At 65.2% G+C, this 16125-nt stretch carries 18 protein-coding genes; 10 read left to right on the top strand and 8 right to left on the bottom strand.

What is annotated here, in order from left to right; translation table 11 throughout:
- Nucleotides 1–31: 31 nt before the first annotated feature.
- Complete coding sequence (locus XI02_RS20520; protein WP_018271354.1) at nt 32–1195, bottom strand: acyl-CoA dehydrogenase family protein; 1164 nt, start codon at nt 1193–1195, stop codon at nt 32–34.
- Nucleotides 1196–1430: 235 nt separating this feature from the next.
- Nucleotides 1431–2108 carry a nitroreductase gene (locus XI02_RS20515; RefSeq protein ID WP_016843937.1) on the bottom strand — a complete coding sequence of 226 codons (678 nt, stop codon included), beginning with the start codon at nt 2106–2108 and terminating at the stop codon, nt 1431–1433.
- A gap of 150 nt (nt 2109–2258) precedes the next feature.
- On the opposite strand from XI02_RS20515, the gene XI02_RS20510 reads away from it, so the two are divergent.
- A complete protein-coding gene (locus XI02_RS20510) occupies nt 2259–2507 on the top strand; it encodes a hypothetical protein (RefSeq protein WP_016843938.1) in 249 nt (82 codons plus the stop codon).
- A gap of 96 nt (nt 2508–2603) precedes the next feature.
- Here XI02_RS20510 and XI02_RS20505 read toward each other — a convergent pair whose 3' ends face one another.
- From XI02_RS20505 to XI02_RS20495, 3 genes are all read right to left on the bottom strand, one after another.
- Nucleotides 2604–2849 carry a PilZ domain-containing protein gene (locus XI02_RS20505; RefSeq protein WP_026192700.1) on the bottom strand — a complete coding sequence of 82 codons (246 nt, stop codon included), beginning with the start codon at nt 2847–2849 and terminating at the stop codon, nt 2604–2606.
- Between the two features lie 70 nt (nt 2850–2919).
- A complete protein-coding gene (locus XI02_RS20500; RefSeq protein WP_244620796.1) occupies nt 2920–3753 on the bottom strand; it encodes an AraC family transcriptional regulator in 834 nt (277 codons plus the stop codon).
- A 94-nt stretch (nt 3754–3847) separates the two neighbouring features.
- The gene (locus XI02_RS20495) at nt 3848–4111 is read right to left on the bottom strand and encodes a hypothetical protein (RefSeq protein ID WP_129964988.1); all 264 of its coding nucleotides are present in this window, start codon (nt 4109–4111) and stop codon (nt 3848–3850) included.
- 89 nt (nt 4112–4200) lie between these two features.
- On the opposite strand from XI02_RS20495, the gene XI02_RS20490 reads away from it, so the two are divergent.
- The 3 genes from XI02_RS20490 to XI02_RS20480 are packed head-to-tail and all read left to right on the top strand — an operon-like array spanning nt 4201 to nt 5552.
- Entirely contained in the window at nt 4201–4995 is a 795-nt protein-coding gene (locus XI02_RS20490) for a DUF2336 domain-containing protein (protein WP_080650360.1), read from the top strand.
- A 4-nt stretch (nt 4996–4999) separates the two neighbouring features.
- Nucleotides 5000–5302 carry a PilZ domain-containing protein gene (locus XI02_RS20485; RefSeq protein ID WP_016843942.1) on the top strand — a complete coding sequence of 101 codons (303 nt, stop codon included), beginning with the start codon at nt 5000–5002 and terminating at the stop codon, nt 5300–5302.
- Between the two features lie 52 nt (nt 5303–5354).
- Entirely contained in the window at nt 5355–5552 is a 198-nt protein-coding gene (locus XI02_RS20480) for a hypothetical protein (protein WP_016843943.1), read from the top strand.
- Nucleotides 5553–5574: 22 nt separating this feature from the next.
- On the opposite strand, the gene XI02_RS20475 is transcribed toward XI02_RS20480, so the two are convergent.
- Nucleotides 5575–6450, bottom strand: a complete 876-nt coding sequence (locus tag XI02_RS20475; RefSeq protein WP_018271351.1) for an MBL fold metallo-hydrolase — start codon at nt 6448–6450, stop codon at nt 5575–5577.
- Nucleotides 6451–6688: 238 nt separating this feature from the next.
- Between XI02_RS20475 and XI02_RS20470 the strand changes: the two genes are divergently transcribed.
- Nucleotides 6689–7663: a glycerophosphodiester phosphodiesterase family protein gene (locus XI02_RS20470; protein ID WP_018271350.1), complete on the top strand. Its 975-nt coding sequence runs from the start codon at nt 6689–6691 to the stop codon at nt 7661–7663.
- 79 nt (nt 7664–7742) lie between these two features.
- Nucleotides 7743–8375: a DapH/DapD/GlmU-related protein gene (locus XI02_RS20465; protein ID WP_018271349.1), complete on the top strand. Its 633-nt coding sequence runs from the start codon at nt 7743–7745 to the stop codon at nt 8373–8375.
- A gap of 1 nt (nt 8376) precedes the next feature.
- On the opposite strand, the gene XI02_RS20460 is transcribed toward XI02_RS20465, so the two are convergent.
- Nucleotides 8377–9999 carry an ABC-F family ATP-binding cassette domain-containing protein gene (locus XI02_RS20460; RefSeq protein ID WP_018271348.1) on the bottom strand — a complete coding sequence of 541 codons (1623 nt, stop codon included), beginning with the start codon at nt 9997–9999 and terminating at the stop codon, nt 8377–8379.
- A 159-nt stretch (nt 10000–10158) separates the two neighbouring features.
- Here XI02_RS20460 and XI02_RS20455 point away from each other — a divergent pair, with 159 nt between their 5' ends.
- Nucleotides 10159–10602 carry a DMT family transporter gene (locus tag XI02_RS20455; protein WP_016843015.1) on the top strand — a complete coding sequence of 148 codons (444 nt, stop codon included), beginning with the start codon at nt 10159–10161 and terminating at the stop codon, nt 10600–10602.
- Between the two features lie 10 nt (nt 10603–10612).
- Here the strand turns inward: XI02_RS20455 and XI02_RS20450 are convergent, their stop codons facing one another.
- The gene (locus XI02_RS20450) at nt 10613–11317 is read right to left on the bottom strand and encodes a GrlR family regulatory protein (protein ID WP_069277662.1); all 705 of its coding nucleotides are present in this window, start codon (nt 11315–11317) and stop codon (nt 10613–10615) included.
- Between the two features lie 285 nt (nt 11318–11602).
- On the opposite strand from XI02_RS20450, the gene XI02_RS20445 reads away from it, so the two are divergent.
- The 3 genes from XI02_RS20445 (at nt 11603) to XI02_RS20435 (ending at nt 16120) form a co-directional block, all read left to right on the top strand.
- Nucleotides 11603–12694, top strand: coding sequence for a hypothetical protein (locus XI02_RS20445; protein ID WP_069277661.1), 1092 nt, complete (start codon nt 11603–11605; stop codon nt 12692–12694).
- Nucleotides 12695–12824: 130 nt separating this feature from the next.
- A complete protein-coding gene (locus XI02_RS20440) occupies nt 12825–15599 on the top strand; it encodes a xanthine dehydrogenase family protein molybdopterin-binding subunit (protein ID WP_172649178.1) in 2775 nt (924 codons plus the stop codon).
- A complete protein-coding gene (locus XI02_RS20435) occupies nt 15596–16120 on the top strand; it encodes a (2Fe-2S)-binding protein (RefSeq protein WP_028332318.1) in 525 nt (174 codons plus the stop codon). Before XI02_RS20440 ends, XI02_RS20435 begins: the two co-directional genes overlap by 4 nt.
- Nucleotides 16121–16125 lie beyond the last annotated feature (5 nt).

Genomic DNA, 16125 nt, shown 5'->3' with positions numbered 1-16125 from the left:
ACGGCCCCGCCCGTCACGGCTGGCGAACCGTCTAGCCGCCGCGCAACCCGAGCACGCGGCGGGCGATCGCCTGGCGATGCACCTCGCTCGGGCCTTCGTAGACCCGCATCAGGCGCGCCTTCTGCCACAGCGCGTTGAGCGGCAATTCCAGGGTCACGCCGAGCGCGCCGAGCGTCTGCATGGCGTGGTCGCAGGCGTCATAGGCCATCTCGGTCGCGAACACCTTGATCATCGAAGCCTCGTGGCGGATGTCCTCGCCGCGGTCGGTCTTGTCGGCGGCCTCGCGCACCATCAGCCGGCACGCATGCATGCGCGTGGAAACATCGGCGATCCACCACTGGATCGCCTGGCGCTCGGCGAGCTTGACGCCGAACGTCTCGCGCTGCCTGGCGTGCTCGCACATCATGTCGAGCGCACGCTTGGTGATGCCGACGCAGGTCGACCCCATCTCGAGCCGCCGCGTGCGCAGCCGCAGCTGCATCGGCGCGTAGCCCTTGCCGACCTCGCCCAGCACGGAATCCTTCGGGATGCGGCAGTCCTCGAACACGATCTCGTAGGTCGAGCCGCCGCCGACCATCGGGATCTCGCGCTCGATAATGAAGCCCGCCGTGCCCTTCTCGACGATGAAGGAGGTGATGCCGCCCTGGCGCTGATCGTTGCCGACCCGCGCCATCACGATGATGAAGTCGGCGGCGCGCGCATTGCTGATCCAGATCTTGCGGCCGTTGAGCACCCACTGTTCGCCTTCGAGCACCGCGCGCGTCTTCATGCCCGCGGGATCGCCGCCGGCGCCGGGCTCGGAGATCGCGATCGCCGATGCCATCCGGCCCTCGATATAGGGCTGCAGATACTTCTTCTTCTGCGCATCGGTACCGACCGCCTGCAGCATGCGCAGGTTCGGCGAGTCCGGCGGCAGCACGAACGGCACGCAGCTGCGGCCGAGTTCTTCGTGCACCGCAGCCATCGTGCGCGTCGGCAGGTCGTGGCCACCGAGATCCTCGGGCGCATCGAGGCCCCAGAGGCCGAGCTCTTTCGAGACGTCGCGCAGCCGCTTGCGCTGTTCCGACGTGAGCTCGGGATGATCGCTGCCGGGCAGCTTCGATTTCAGATAATGCGGCTCGAGCGGGATCAGTTCGCGGTCGACGAATCTCGCGACGGTCTCGCGGATCATGGCTGTCTGTTCGTCATCGCTCATCTGAGATTCCTCGCCTAACGCTGTTGGATTTCAAGAACCAGTAGCGCATTTTTTGTCGGCGGGAATAGCGGAAACGCGCAGCCGCGCTCACGCTCGCGCGATGGTTTCACGGCGCGGAATTCAATATCCCGCGGCGTGGTCGATGCCTACGCAAATGCGCGGGACGCGCCCGTGCATCGCGCAGCCGATCGCGCCGCACGAGGTTGTTGCCCCTGAGCAAGCGATCGACGCGGCGCTAGTCGGCGAAGCCGACATAGCGGACAAAATCGTTGTTGGCCTCGCGGTCGGAGCGCACCGCATTGGCGGCAAAGCTGTCGTCGGGATAGCCCATCGCGACGCAGGTCATGATCACCTCGTCTTCCGGGATGTCGGCGACCTCGCGCACGATGTCGGAGCGCATGATGCCCTGGCCGTTGATCACGCTGCCAAGGCCGCGATCCCAGGCCGCCAGCACGATGCCGTAGCAGAGCGCACCGAGATCGAAATGGCAGACCGCGCCGGGATCGAGGATGCGGTCGTAAGTCAGGACCAGCGACACCGGAGCATCGAACTGACGGAAGCCGCGCAGCACCCAATCCTGCCGCATCGGCTTGTCGTCGCGGGCGATCCCCATCGCGCCGAACAGCTTCTTGGCGATGTCGACCTGGCGGCCGCGGTGCACGCCCTGGTACTCGCCATGGCTGACGATGTCGCGCTTCACCTTGGCGCCGGCGACCATCTCGTCCATGTTGCGGCGGCGCACTTCCTCCAGCGGCGCCCCGGTCAGGACGTGGACATGCCAGGGCTGGGTGTTCATCGAGGACGGCGCGCGCTTGGCCACCTCGATGATCTCTTCGACGGTCGCCCGGGACACCGGCTGCTTCTTGAACCCGCGCACGCTTTTGCGTGACTGTACCAGCGTCTCGAATTCCATTCCGCGCTTCCCCGATTTTGTTCCGCGCTGCACGCGGAATTTCCTTGATCTGATCGGGGTATTTTATCGACAAAATCGGCCATGGGAACTTGATCGGGCCAAGAATCCCGTATCCAATCCGGCCACTGGTTTGGTTTAGGGAGAACCCAGATGAAGCGGATTTTCTTGGCGGTGGTGATCGCGACCTTTGCCGCCAGTTCGGCATTTGCACAGGACGCCTCCTGCGAGACGAAAGCGGTCGGCAAGGACGGCAAGCCGCTGGCCGGCGCGGCCAAGACCTCGTTCATGAAGAAGTGCACCACGGATGCCTGCGAGAGCAAGGCAGTCGGCTCCGACGGCAAGAAGCTCGCCGGCGCGGCCAAAACCTCGTTCATGAAGAAGTGCCAGAGCGGCGCCTGAGCCCTCGACGGCGCTAACATCCCCCTCAATTCGGACAGATCATCGGGTCGCGCAGGGCGCGGCCCGAACGGCTATTGATCCGTACGCTTCAAGCCCTCAGAACGAGACGCCGACCCGCACGCCCCTGCTCCAGACCCGCCGGCAACGCTTCCGGGTGTTGCCGTGAAACATTTCGAAACGTTCTGGCAGCTGGATCGGCTTGGCAAATTCCAGGCAGGCCCCGCCGGCGGAATAGTCCACCAGCCGGCATTCGATCAGCGGCGCCTTCGGTTCAAGCTGGAGCTTGACCACGCTGGACACGCATCCGCTCGGACGAACACGCGCAAATCTCCGGGGATGCATCAGGCCGCCTCAGGTGAAATCGTACCCACAGGCTCGTCGGCGGTCGTTAAGATTCCGTTCAGATCGATGGTTACGAACCGTGGCTGCCGGACGGATCGGCGCGGGTGGCGCCCGGACGGCGCGAGGCGGCCAGCGTCTCCGATGGCGCTTCCCCGAACTGCGACCGATAGCTGCGCGAAAAATCGCTTAAGTGCCAGAATCCGTAGGCCAGCGCGCACGTCTTGACGCTGGGTGCCCCGGCAAGCAGTTGCTGGCGCACCAGCCAGAGGCGACGCAACCGCAAATAGCGATGCAGGCTGACGCCCCGGTAGCGCTGGACGGCGTCATGCAGCGTGCGCACCGACACGCCGATCTGCCTGGCGAGTTCGCCGCTGTAGATCGGATGCGCCACGTCGCCTGCCAGAATTGCGCGCGCGTCGTTGAAGACCTTGAACTGGCGCGTCGTGTTGGCCCGCGTCGTCCACTTGGCCGGCACGATCTCGGCGAAGGCGTTGTCGATCGCCGCAAGCAGCGTCTCCTTGATCGACTCGCCGCTAGCGAACTGGGCATCGTCGCTCGGCTGCGACGTCACGAGCAGGATGTGCCTTACCACTTCACGCAGCCGATCCTGCGCGCGTTGAGAAATCTCGTGAATGCTGAAATGAAGACCCGCCTGCGGCCAGCCGCGGTCGACAATCGCCGGCGTAAACATCACCGAGGCATATTGGCGGGGCGTCTCCTCCACCGACGAGTAGAACGCGCCGCCGCCACCGAGCACGATGACCGCGCGATCGCGCTCGACGCCGTTGAAGCGGATCGGGACCCCGTCATCCATCGTGAAGCCGACCGCGGTGGTCTGCGGCGCAAGCTGCGCGTCGACGATCCGCGGAAAGGACTGCGTGTAGTTGAGCTCGCATCCCGGCAAACTCAGGATGACCTGCTCGGCCGAAATCTTCCGCGCAAGTGGCGTGAAATCAACATCCAGATTTCGGATCGAACTCCGGAATGCATCAACATCGTCAAAACGAAAGACTCTCGGCACCGGCAATGGCGCCGTCAAATGACCGCTCCTGTGAAATGCTCTTGAAAAATTGCGCGCGACGCGGCGCCTTGCGCGCCGGCCCCATCAATAACTTCCATGCACAAAATGCGAATCGTCCAATAGGTTCAATCAGGAAAAATGCGGTCCGTTCGTCGAACCGGACAATCCGGCAATGTAACGCGGCTGCCGAATTTCGATAGTCTTTAGCGGGATATCCACCGCCGAGATCGGCCCTCCCCATCAATTTCTATACCCCTATTAAAGATTCGAGGAGCAGATTGGCATTGGGAACGATGATGTTCCTCGTCGCGGACCATTTTAGAGACCGCAATGATAGTTATTGCCTCGCCCGATCTTATTGCCAAGCTCGACCATGTCTTGAGAGCCGGTTCCCCAGACCTCCACACGCGCATGCTGCAGGAGGTGGCTGGGCTGTTTCTCGAAGACGCTCACCGCCTCAGCGCGCACCACGTCGAGATGTTCGACGGCATCCTGGTCCGACTGATCGAGAGCGTCGAGCTGCGGACCCTGACCACGCTCAGCCGCTCGCTTGCCGATGTGCGCCTGGTGCCGCGGGAACTCGCGCGCCGTCTGGCCAACCATGACGACGCCGATGTCGCCGCTCCGATCCTGCGCAAATGCGAATGCCTTCCCGATGCCGACCTGACCGACATCGCCTGGATGCGGGCCGAGGGACACCTCTGCGCGATCGCAGGACGCAAGGCCGTCAATGCGGAGCTCACGGACATTCTCTTGCTGCGGGGCGACAGCAGCGTGCTTCGGGTCCTCGCGCGCAATCCCGGCGCTGATCTGACCAGCGCGGGCCTCGCCATGATGGTCGATGCCGCCGAGCGCGACGACGACATCGCCGAGGGATTGATCTCGCGCAAGGAGCTGCCTCGCCGCGTCCTCGCCGACCTCGTGATGCGGTCCACGCCGCGCCAGCAGGCCCGGCTGCTCAAGCTTGCGCGGCCCGACCTTCAGGACACGATCCGCGCCGCCATCAATGCCGGCGCAGCCCGCGCCTCCGCAATCCCACCAGCCACAATCGACGATGCGGAGGCGCGGGCCACGGTGACGACGCAGCGCTCTCACGCTGGAAGCGCTCTCAGGTCGTGTGAGTGATGCAATGACGTATGGTGACCGCAGGGCGGAACGCGTCAGGCTCGAGACGCGCTATCCCGTCAATCTCATGGGTGTCGACGGCACGTGGCGGCGGAGTTGCATCCTGCTCGACGTCTCGCAGAGCGGGGCCCGGCTCGAGGTCGACGGAACGCTCGATGTGCTGAAGGCCCAGGAGTTCTTCCTGGTGCTGTCCTCGCGTGGACTGGCCTTCCGCCGCTGCGAGCTGGTTCGCGTCGACGGCGCCGAGATCGGCGTGCGATTCATCGAAGAGCGAAGGCGAAAGGGACGTCCCGTCGTTCCGAAATAGGAATTGCCGAAATGAGGATTGGCGGCATCAGGCCCGAGAGGAAGTTGACGACATGAGCGTGCAGAGATCGACCAACATCGCGGTGTCGACCGCCTCCACCGCACCGTTGCGCGGGACCATCGAGATCGACTGCGCCGGCACCGTCGCGACGTTTGCGATCGACGAGGAAATGGCGCATCGCTTGTGCGCCGATCTGGAACGGTTTCTGACCCAGGCTCAGCACAAGACCCGCGCAGCACGCCGACCTTGACCTGCGGACGACCGCGCCGCGCCTACTCCCGCTTGAAGCGATAGTCGAAGCGATCGCCGTCCGCCCTGATCAGGCCGACCGTCGGAGCCGGAAAATGGATCGGCAGGATCAGCGTGTCGGTTTCGGCGACGGAGGCAAAGAACTTCCGCCGCGATAGTGCCGATTGCTTCGGGTCCCAGTCGGGCTTGGCCGACCACTCCGGCTCGCGGCACTGGATCGCATGGTGCATCAGATCGCCCGCGACCACCGCGCGCTGGCCCTTCGAGAAGATATTGACGCAGCAATGGCAGGGCGAATGGCCGGGCGTCGGCGTCAGCGTGACGGTGTCGTCGAGCGCGTAGTCGTCGTCGACCAGCAGCGCCTGACCGGCCTCGACGATCGGCAGGCAATTGTCGCGGAACACCGTGCCGGGCGGATTGGCACCCTTGGCGTTCTCGGCCTCCCACGCCGCATACTCGCCCTTGTGGAAGACGTATTTCGCATTCGGGAAGGTCGGCACCCAGCGCCCGTCACGCAGCGTCGTATTCCAGCCGGTGTGGTCGATATGCAGATGGGTGCAGAACACATAGTCGATCTGCTCATAGGAGATGCCGAGCGCAAACAGCTCGTTGCGCCAGCGCTCCTTGCCCGGGAAGTCGAACGGCGGCGGGTGTCCCTTGTCCTCGCCGGTGCAGGTATCGACCAGGATGGTGTAGCGCGGCGTCCGCACCACGAAGGTCTGATAGGTGATCACCATCATGCCGCGGGCGGCATCGAAGACCTCCGGCTCCATCGTCTTCAGATGATGCTTGAACACATCGTCGTTGTAGGTCGGGAAGAAATCCTGCGGCCGCCGCCACGGTCCTTCACGCTCGATCACCGCGTCGATCGTGATGTCGCCGATCCTTATCTGCTTCATGGCTGTTTCGCTCCCACTTTTTGCGAAGCGTAGCGGGCGGTGCCTGACCCCACAAGCCGAGCGCCGCGCAACACGCCATGCGGCTTTGCATTGCTGGCATCGTCCATTCATCCGAAATGCCGCTCCTGCCGCGAGGCTGACGTATCCCGATGCTGACGTGACTGAAACGTTGGGTTGCCGCAAATCGACCAGAAAGCACCCCTACCCGGGCCGGCGATCCAGCAAGGAACCGAGTCGCTTGGGCAGGAAACTGAAATACGCGGCAGCGGCGATCGTTGCCGTCGCCGCCGCAATCTACCTCAACAACACCAGCCTTCTCGCAACGCATGCCGGCGGCAAGCCGGTGCTGCTCGCCCATCGCGGCATGGCGCAGCGTTTCGACGAGCGCGACCTCAGGAACGACACCTGCACCGCGGCGCGCATGCTGCCGCCAAGCCATGACTATCTCGAGAACACGATCCGCTCGATGCGGGCGAGCTTCGATCGCGGCGCCGATATCGTCGAGCTCGACGTCCATCCGACGACCGACGGCGAGTTCGCCGTGTTTCACGACTGGACCGTCGATTGCCGCACCGACGGCCAGGGCGTCACCCGCGAACAGCCGATGGCGCGGCTGAAGATGCTCGATATCGGCTTTGGCTACACCGCCGATGGCGGCAAGACCTTTCCGTTCCGCGGCAAGGGCATCGGCCTGATGCCGTCGCTCGACGAGGTGCTGAAGACCTTTCCGGATCGCCGGCTCCTGATCAACGTCAAGAGCCGCGATCCCGCCGAGGGCGAGAAGCTCGCAACGGTCTTGAACCGGCTGCCCACCTCACGGCGCAAGCTGATCATGGTCTATGGCGGCGACGAGCCCATCGAAGCGATCCGGCGTCTTGCGCCGGAGACGCGGACGATCTCGCGCGCGACGATCAAGAGCTGCCTCGTGGGCTACCTCGGCTATGGCTGGACCGGCATCGTGCCTGACGCCTGCCGCAACGCCATCGTGCTGGTGCCGATCAACTACGCGCCGTGGCTCTGGGGCTGGCCGGACCGTTTCCTCAACCGGATGGCCGCGGCCAACAGCGCGGTCTTCGTGCTCGGGCCTTATCAGGGCGGCGAATTCTCGACCGGGGTCGACGATGCCGAGCAATTCCGGCGCCTGCCGAAAAATTATTCCGGCGGAATCTGGACCAACGAAATCGAGACCATCGCCCGGCTCACCGGCCGTTAGACGAGGCCCGCTCCTCTTGTCATCTCGTCGTCATAGAAATCATGCGACTGAAGCGGCTCGTCGCATCGAGGACAACGCTATGAACGCACCGAACCTGACCCGCCCCAAGCTTGCCGAGACCGTCATCGAACCGACGGTCAAGCTGCGCGAGGTCGAGGTCGGACGTTGCTGCGAGGTGCTCGGCGACACCGCGATCGAATACACCGAGCTCGGCGATTACTCCTACCTCGGCAGCGGCTGCATGGTCGCCGACGCCGTGATCGGCCGCTTCTGCGCGATCGCGGCGCAGGTCCGCATCGGTGCGCCCAATCACCCGGTCGAGCGTCCCTCCCAGCACCGCTTCACCTACTGCCCCGAATATTACTCGGCCTCTGCCGAGCGCGATCACGGCTTCTTCAGCGATCGGCGCGCGGACCGTGTCGTGATCGGAAACGACGTCTGGATCGGCCATGGCGTGATCGTGCTGCCCGGCGTCACCGTCGGAGACGGCGCGGTGCTGGCGGCCGGCGCGGTGGTCTCGCGCGACGTCGCCCCATACACCATCGTCGGCGGCGTGCCGGCCCGGCCGATCAAGGAGCGGTTCAACCGCAAGATCGCGGCCGAGCTGTCGCAGATCGCCTGGTGGAACTGGCCGGCCGAGACCATCTGGGAGCGCCTGCCCGAGTTCCAGTCAGGTGATGTCGAGGCGTTTTGCGCGCGGTGGCGAGCTTGAGCTAGCTCCGCAGTCCCGGCGCTTCCTGGCCGGTGCGCGCGACATACTCAGTGTAGCCGCCGCCATATTGGTGGATGCCGTCAGGCGTCAGCTCCAGCACGCGGTTGGAGAGCGCGGCGAGGAAGTGCCGGTCGTGCGAGACGAACAGCATCGTGCCCTCGAACTCGGCGAGCGCGGATATCAGCATTGCCTTGGTGGCGAGATCGAGATGGTTGGTCGGCTCGTCCAGCACCAGGAAGTTCGGCGGATCGAACAGCATCTTGGCCATCACCAGCCGCGCCTTCTCGCCGCCCGACAGCACCCGGCACTTCTTTTCGACATCGTCACCGGAGAAGCCGAAGCAGCCGGCGAGCGCGCGAAGGCTGCCCTGTCCGGCCTGCGGAAACGCGTCCTCCAGCGACTGGAACACGGTGCGCTCGCCGGCGAGCAGGTCCATCGCATGCTGGGCGAAATAGCCCATCTTGACGCTGCCGCCGACCGCGACCGCGCCGTCATCGGGCTCGGTTGAACCGGCGACCAGCTTCAGGAGCGTCGACTTGCCGGCACCGTTGATGCCCATCACGCACCAACGCTCCTTGCGACGGATCATGAAGTCGAGGCCGTCATAGATGCGCTTGCTGCCATAGGCCTTGTGGACGTTCTTCAGGCTGACGACGTCCTCGCCGGAGCGCGGCGCCGGCTGGAATTCGAACGCCACGGTCTGCCGCCGCCGCGGCGGTTCGACCCGCTCGATCTTGTCGAGCTTCTTCACCCGGCTCTGCACCTGGGCGGCGTGCGAGGCGCGCGCCTTGAAGCGCTCGATGAACTTGATCTCCTTGGCGAGCATCGCCTGCTGCCGCTCGAACTGCGCCTGCTGCTGCTTGTCGGAGAGCGCGCGCTGCTGTTCGTAGAACTCGTAATTGCCGGAATAGGTGGTGAGCTGGCCGGCGTCGATCTCGACCACCTTGTTGATGATCCGGTTGATGAACTCGCGGTCATGCGAGGTCATCAGCAGCGCGCCTTCATAACCCTTCAGGAACTGCTCGAGCCAGATCAGGCTTTCGAGATCGAGATGGTTGCTCGGTTCGTCGAGCAGCATGACGTCCGGACGCATCAAGAGGATGCGCGCCAGCGCCACCCGCATCTTCCAGCCGCCGGAGAGTTTGCCGACGTCGCCGTCCATCATCTCCTGGCTGAAGCCGAGACCCGCCAGCGCTTCGCGTGCGCGGCCGTCGAGCGCGTAGCCGTCGAGCTCCTCGAATTGATGCTGCACCTCGCCATAGCGCGCGATGATGTCGTCCATCTCGTCGGCCTTGTCGGGGTCGGCCATCGCAGCCTCGAGTTCCCTGAGCTCGGCCGCGACCACGCTGACGGGCCCTGCCCCATCCATCACCTCGGCGACCGCGCTGCGGCCGGACATCTCGCCGACGTCCTGGCTGAAATAGCCGACCGAAATGCCGCGATCGAGCGAGACCTGGCCCTCGTCCGGGATTTCCCGGCCCGAGATCATCCGGAACAGCGTGGTCTTGCCGGCGCCGTTCGGCCCGACGAGGCCGATCTTCTCGCCCTTCTGGAGCGCCGCGGAGGCTTCGATGAAGAGGATCTGGTGACCGACTTGCTTGGAGACGTTATCGAGGCGGATCATGCTCTAATACTGGGGAACTGAGGGTTTGCGGCCTCTTATTCGATCTGGGACGTGGGTGGAAGCCCATTCCGCAGGTTCGTGCCGCGTTTCGTGCATGCCACGATCCTTGCCGATCGAATATGACATGAAGCGGTTCGATGATCGGTTTTGGGGCATCTTATGCAAGTCTGGTTTCTCTATCTGCTCGCGCTCGGCGCCGGCATCTGCGTCGCCGTTCAGCAGGTCCTGAACGGCAATCTCAGGTCCGCCCTCAACTCGCCGGCCTGGGCCGGGCTCGTCAGCTATCTCGGCGGGCTCGTGACGATGGCGGTCGTGCTGGTCGCGACGCGCGAGCCGGTGCCGTCCTGGAAGCTGGTGACGGCGGTGCCGTGGTGGGCCTGGAGCGGCGGCGTCCTCGGCGGCATCTTCATCCTGCTGATGATCCTGCTGCTGCCGCCGCTCGGCGCCGCGACCCTGCTGGCACTGGTGGTTGCGGGTCAAATGCTCGCGGGCATCGCGATGGACCATTTTGGCCTGTTCGGGCTGGCGCAGCACCCTGTGTCGGTTTCACGGCTGGCCGGCATCGCGCTGATCATCGGCGGCGTGCTTCTGATCAAGGATTGACGGGCTCTAGTTACGCCCGGCGCATCAGCCGCAGTTCGGCCGACAGGCGAAGGCTGCGCTTGCCGGCCAGCGCGATGCCTTCGAGCTCAGCACCGTCCGCACGGCACGACCCGGCGAAGCCGATGCCGACTTCATAACCGCCGAACACCGGGTACTCGCCCTTCGCCGGCGTATGCTCCTGGTTGACGATTTCGCCCCGCCAGCGGCCATCCGCGGACGAATACGAGCCGAGATAGTAGAAGAACGCATCGCCGCCGAGGATGCGGCCGTCCATCAGCAACATGACTCCGGTGAGCCCGGCGTCGACACCGTCGAGCGCGCGGAGATGGATAGAGTACAGTCCGTTGACGATGCCGCCGGGACCGACCGCCCCGCACGGCGGCAAGGCCTCGTCGTCGAGCGGCGCCAAATTCGCCCAGAACACGCCGTCCGGCATGGCGTCGGCCTTGCCCTCGAGCAGGATGGTGGAACCCTCGCGCCTGCCGCGCACCTTGATGACGGTGACGTCGGTGCCCATCAGCGGCTTGAAGTTCGGATCGTCATTGTGGCGCTCGGTGATCACCTCGGCGGCGATCTCGCCTTCCGTCACCTGATAGGTGCCGAGATGGGCAAAGGCCGAATTGCCGCCCAGCATCTTGCCGTCATGCATGCACATGATGCTGCGGCCGAATGCGCCGTTGATGCCGTACTCGACCTTGTAAAGTCCGTTGAGCACGCAAAAATCCAAAAATTAAAATTGATTCTGTTCGCCACATAGCACCGGGCCGAACGCCGCACCATTGCGTCTTTTGGCGCAGGCAACCCCGCAATGTCCGGGTGTGGACAGCAGCCGATTCGTCGCTTAGCTGTAGGCACCGTCCGCGTCGTGCTGCGTCACGCGGGATCTGGTCTGCCGGTTCTCTACTCTCCCAGTTCATTGTGTCCAAGCATTTGCGCATTCCGCCAATGGTCGCGCGGCCGCACCCGGCCTCGACACAGGCGAGGCTTCGAGGAGCATCACATGATCAATCGCTTTGGGCTGGCCGCCGCGCTGGCGCTGCTGCTCGGCAGCAGCAGCACAGCCCCGGCCCAGTCGCTGCCCGACTATATGGGGCCGATCTCCGGTAAGACCTCATCAACGCCGGCCGACGTCGCGACCAAGGACGTGCTCGCGCTCAACACCGGCATGTTCGAGCTCTATGGCGATGCGGCGCGGATCTTCCAGAAGAACATCCTCGACAAGCATCCGGTGATCCTCGGCCTGTTCTCCGGCGCCGGCGGCCGTCTGATCCTGTACCGGCCGGGCAAGCCGCCGACCGAAGCGCCGCAGGTGCCGATCGTCTATCAGCTGCTCAAGTCGGTCGGCCACAGCACGATGGCGCTGGCCGAGGTGGTCGGTCCCTATGTCAACAATCCCGACGACAAGGCATGGCGCGGGTCGATGCAGGCCTATCGCAGCCGGATGCAGTCGGCGCTCGACGGGCTCGATGCCACGCCGATGCAGGCGGACTGGCGCGACAACAACCGCGCCATCCTCAAGAACAACATCGCCTTCATGGATGAATGCCTCACCGCCGGCGCCATCCCCTTCGCGACGCTCGAGGCGTTCGGCAAGAAGCAGGCGCCGCTGCTCGCCAAGAACGTCGCCTGGGCTGCGCAGACCCAGGTCGCGCACTGGATGACGGTCATGGCCGACTGGAAGAGCCAGCTCGGCGCCGACTGGGACAAGACCTACGGCGCGAGCAACACGATCTATGTGGCACGGCAGAACAACGTGATCTTCAGCGTGCTGGCGCAGTTCTTCGGGTCCGACGCCATCAACAGCCGCCTGATGCTGATCGAGACGATCTCCTTCACCACGACGCCGTCGGACATGCTGGAGTCGCTGACCCGGATCATCGCGGACCGCTCGGTCGGCGCGCTGTTCTTCGGCAGCTACCATCTGATGGACTATGAGCTGATGGGGGGCGATGCGCGCGAGGCGATCATCGCCGAGACCAAGAAGCGCGGCATGACGGCCTTCCTGCCGCCGCTGGTGCCGTTCGGTTCCAAGCAGTGGCCGACGCTGATCACGCCGGGTCCGGGACCGGCCACCATCGCCGACCTGAGGTGAGGCCCCCCTTACGACCTTATGCGGCGTTGCGGTTGCGCTTGCTTTGCCGCAATAGGTCCGCGTGTATTGCACCAATTGTTAAACCCCGGCGCGATATGCCGTCGTCGAGGTGTCGATGAAAGATCAGACCATGCGGCCTTCGCGACGCGAATTCGTGAAGTGGTTGTCGGCAGGCGGCATCTCGGTCAGCCTGTCGCATCTGGCGCTGGCGAAGGAACCAGCTTTCGCGAGCCGCGAGACGCTGCCCGGGCGCGGCCATTTCAATCCGGCGGAAAGCGGCGCCGGCCGTGTCGACGGCGTGGCCAAGGTCACCGGCGCAAAGCTCTACGCCTCTGATTTTCGCGCCGCCGACATGCCGGGCTGGCCCGCGACCACCGCGCACGCCATCCTGGTGCGCGCCGATGACGCGACGCATGTCTATGCAGGCATGGACCTCGTCCGACTCGATGGTCCGGCAAAGCCGTCGGTTATCGTGACCGCTGCCGATCTCGACCGGATCGGCACGCGGGTTCCGGAATTCTACACCGGCGACCTGTTCTGCCCGGTCGGCAAGACGCCGCTCTATCTCGGGCAGCCGGTCGCGCTGTTGATCTTCGAGCGGTTCGATGCTTTCGACCGCGCGCGCCTTGCGCTGCGCGACGGCGGCTTCGTCAAATTCGGCGACGAGACCGGTCCGGTCATCCTGCCGAACTACGGCGCGTATCGCTTCACGCGCGTGGCGGGCGCCACGCCTGACGCGCCCGACGTCTATTCGCCGATCCAGGCCGGCTGGGTTTCGCCGAGCCGCATCCAGAACGCGGCGCTGCCGGTCTGGCTGCCGCTCGCCAAGGAGACCAAGGCCGACTACGCCAAGGCCGCGACCCATGGCGAGGCGATCCGCGCCCAGCTCGCCAAGGACGATCCGACGCAGCTCGTGCTCGACCGCGAGTTCGAGACCCAGTCGGTCGATCCGATGTTCCTCGAGCCGGAGAGCGGGCTCGCCTGGTACAGCGACAACAGCGGCAATCTCGAACTGGTGCTCGGCGTGCAGTCGCCCTATGAGGCGACCGAGTCGATCGCTTTCATGCTCGGCAAGGCCCGCCCGCCGTTCCGGCCCTCGCACATCAACGCGCAATTCGCCCATGTCGGCGGCGGCTTCGGCGGCCGCGACCATACCCCGTTCGTGCTTTACGTGGCGCTGGCGGCGATGTTCTTCCCGGGCCGGCCGGTGCGGCTGGCGCAGGACCGCTACCAGCAGTTCCAGGGCGGCATCAAACGCCACCCGATCAAGATGCGCTCGCGGATCGGCATCGATCGCGCGAGCGGCAAGATCACCGCATTCGCCGCCGACCATGTGCTCGACGGCGGCGGGCTCGCCAACTTCTCGGCCAATGTCGCGGTCGTTGCCGCGACCGCCGCGATCGGCATCTACGACATCCCCAAGGTCGACGTCACCACCGTGGCGCTGCATTCGCGCGGCGTCCCCGCAGGCTCGATGCGCGGCTACGGCACGCTGCAAACTATGACCGCGCTCGAAGTCCTGATCGACGAGGCGGCGAGCGAGCTCAAGGTCGATCCGATCGCGTTCCGGCGCAACAATGCGCTGAAGCAGAACGGCCGGACCATGACCGGCAATCCCTACATCGTATCGGTGCGCACGCCCGACATCCTCGACAAGCTCGAGACGCATCCGATCTGGCGGCAGCGCGCTGACTTCAAGCAGAAGGCGCCGGAGGGCCGCCTGGTCGGCACCGGCGTCGCCTGCGTCACCAAGGATTACGGCTCGGGCGCGGATTGCTCGCTCGGCCGGGTCGAGATCAATGCCGAGGGACGGATCGCGATCCATTGCGACCACGTCGAGATGGGCAATGGCGTCGGCACCGCGCTCGCCAACCGGGTCGCGAGCCATCTCGGCGCCGTCGCCGACGAGGTCGCCGTCTCCCGCGTCGACAGCTATGACGCGCTCGGCCTCGTTACCTCGGGCGATCCCTACACGATGGATCAGAAGACCCAGGATCTCGCCGAGAGGAACCCGCGCTGGGTGCCCGCGATCAGCTCGGCGACCAGTGCCTCGATCGGCGCCCATGTCGGCACGCACTCGTCGGCCGAGGCGGCGCGCGTCATCTTCCGCTTCGGCCTGTGGCCGGCGGCGCTCGAGCTCTGGCATATCGCCAACGCCGATCCCCGCGCCCGCCGGTGGGACAAGGCGCGCTGGAAGGATGGCCACTTGGCACTCGACGATCTCGCGCCGCTGCCCTTGCCGAAGCTTGCCGCGACCGCGCATGCGCGCGGCTTCGTCACCGGCGCCATCGCGCACAGCTTCTCGCGTTGGGCCTGGTCGCGCGCGCGCTTCCCGCTGTTCGGCGAACAGTACCGCGCCGAGATCGACGCGCTCGCTGTTCGTCGTGGCCGGAACCAATTCGAGCGGATCGACCGAACAAGCGTAAAATTCCCGCCGACCGACAACAACCGGATCGGCACCGCCTACACCTCGATGTGCGGCACGCTGGTCCGCGTCGAGATCGAGCGCGCGACCGGCAGCTTGCGCATCGCCAAGGCCTACAGCGTGTTCGAATGCGGCCAGGCGCTGGTGCCTGAAGTGGTGCTCGGCCAGTCGCATGGCGGCTTCGCGATGGGCGTCGGCTACGCCCTGCTGGAAACCCTGCCGCCGTTCGAAGGCGGTCCCGGCAACGGGCAGTGGAATCTCGGCCAGTACCTGATCGCGCGCGGCTCCGACCTGCCGCTGCACGATCTCGAGATCGAGATGCTGCCGCCGCTGACGCCGGACGAGCCGCCGAAGGGCATGGCCGAGGTGGTGATGATCCCGATCGTGCCGGCGCTGCTCAACGCCATCAACGATGCCACCGGCCACCGCTTCCGCTCACTGCCGGTGACAACAAGCCTGCTCAAGGGAGCGCTGGCGTGACGACGCTCAACCTCACCATCAACGGCCAGAAGCACGGCCCGATCGAGGTCCGCGACGACCTCTCGATGAACGATTTCCTTCGGGAAATGCTCGGCATGACCGGCACCAAGTTCGGCTGCGGCGCCGCGCAATGCCTGAGCTGTGCCGTCATCATCGATAATCCCGACGGCACGAGCTACACCACCCCGACCTGCGTGGTGCCGGCCGCGAATTTCGACGGCAAGGCGATCCGCACCGTCGAGGGCCACGCCAGGGACGGCGAACTCTCGGCGTTGCAGCGCGCCTTCATCGACCACTTCGCGTTCCAGTGCGGTTATTGCACGGCCGGCTTCCTCAACGAAGGCCAGGTGCTGCTCGAACGGCTGGCGAAGACGCCGGTGGCGCGGGACCAGCTCGAGAGCGTCATTGCGGATGCGCTCGACGGCCATCTGTGCCGCTGCACCGGCTACATCAAGTATCACCAGGCGGTGCGCGACGTGATCCTCGCCGATTCCAAACGCTACCTGACCGCCAGCAAGTGAGCGCG

The sequence above is a fragment of the Bradyrhizobium sp. CCBAU 21365 genome, assembly GCF_015291305.1.
GTDB lineage: Bacteria > Pseudomonadota > Alphaproteobacteria > Rhizobiales > Xanthobacteraceae > Bradyrhizobium > Bradyrhizobium elkanii.
This window is presented reverse-complemented; position numbering and strand designations above follow the sequence as displayed.

What these genes read in the sequence shown, in the direction of transcription:
- XI02_RS20520 (WP_018271354.1), bottom strand. Translation starts at nt 1,195, where the DNA reads ATGAGCGATGACGAACAGACAGCCATGATCCGCGAGACCGTCGCGAGA.
- XI02_RS20515 (WP_016843937.1), bottom strand. Translation starts at nt 2,108, where the DNA reads ATGGAATTCGAGACGCTGGTACAGTCACGCAAAAGCGTGCGCGGGTTC.
- XI02_RS20510 (WP_016843938.1), top strand. Translation starts at nt 2,259, where the DNA reads ATGAAGCGGATTTTCTTGGCGGTGGTGATCGCGACCTTTGCCGCCAGT.
- XI02_RS20505 (WP_026192700.1), bottom strand. Translation starts at nt 2,849, where the DNA reads ATGCATCCCCGGAGATTTGCGCGTGTTCGTCCGAGCGGATGCGTGTCC.
- XI02_RS20495 (WP_129964988.1), bottom strand. Translation starts at nt 4,111, where the DNA reads ATGGGGAGGGCCGATCTCGGCGGTGGATATCCCGCTAAAGACTATCGA.
- XI02_RS20490 (WP_080650360.1), top strand. Translation starts at nt 4,201, where the DNA reads ATGATAGTTATTGCCTCGCCCGATCTTATTGCCAAGCTCGACCATGTC.
- XI02_RS20485 (WP_016843942.1), top strand. Translation starts at nt 5,000, where the DNA reads ATGACGTATGGTGACCGCAGGGCGGAACGCGTCAGGCTCGAGACGCGC.
- XI02_RS20480 (WP_016843943.1), top strand. Translation starts at nt 5,355, where the DNA reads ATGAGCGTGCAGAGATCGACCAACATCGCGGTGTCGACCGCCTCCACC.
- XI02_RS20475 (WP_018271351.1), bottom strand. Translation starts at nt 6,450, where the DNA reads ATGAAGCAGATAAGGATCGGCGACATCACGATCGACGCGGTGATCGAG.
- XI02_RS20465 (WP_018271349.1), top strand. Translation starts at nt 7,743, where the DNA reads ATGAACGCACCGAACCTGACCCGCCCCAAGCTTGCCGAGACCGTCATC.
- XI02_RS20460 (WP_018271348.1), bottom strand. Translation starts at nt 9,999, where the DNA reads ATGATCCGCCTCGATAACGTCTCCAAGCAAGTCGGTCACCAGATCCTC.
- XI02_RS20455 (WP_016843015.1), top strand. Translation starts at nt 10,159, where the DNA reads ATGCAAGTCTGGTTTCTCTATCTGCTCGCGCTCGGCGCCGGCATCTGC.
- XI02_RS20445 (WP_069277661.1), top strand. Translation starts at nt 11,603, where the DNA reads ATGATCAATCGCTTTGGGCTGGCCGCCGCGCTGGCGCTGCTGCTCGGC.
- XI02_RS20440 (WP_172649178.1), top strand. Translation starts at nt 12,825, where the DNA reads ATGCGGCCTTCGCGACGCGAATTCGTGAAGTGGTTGTCGGCAGGCGGC.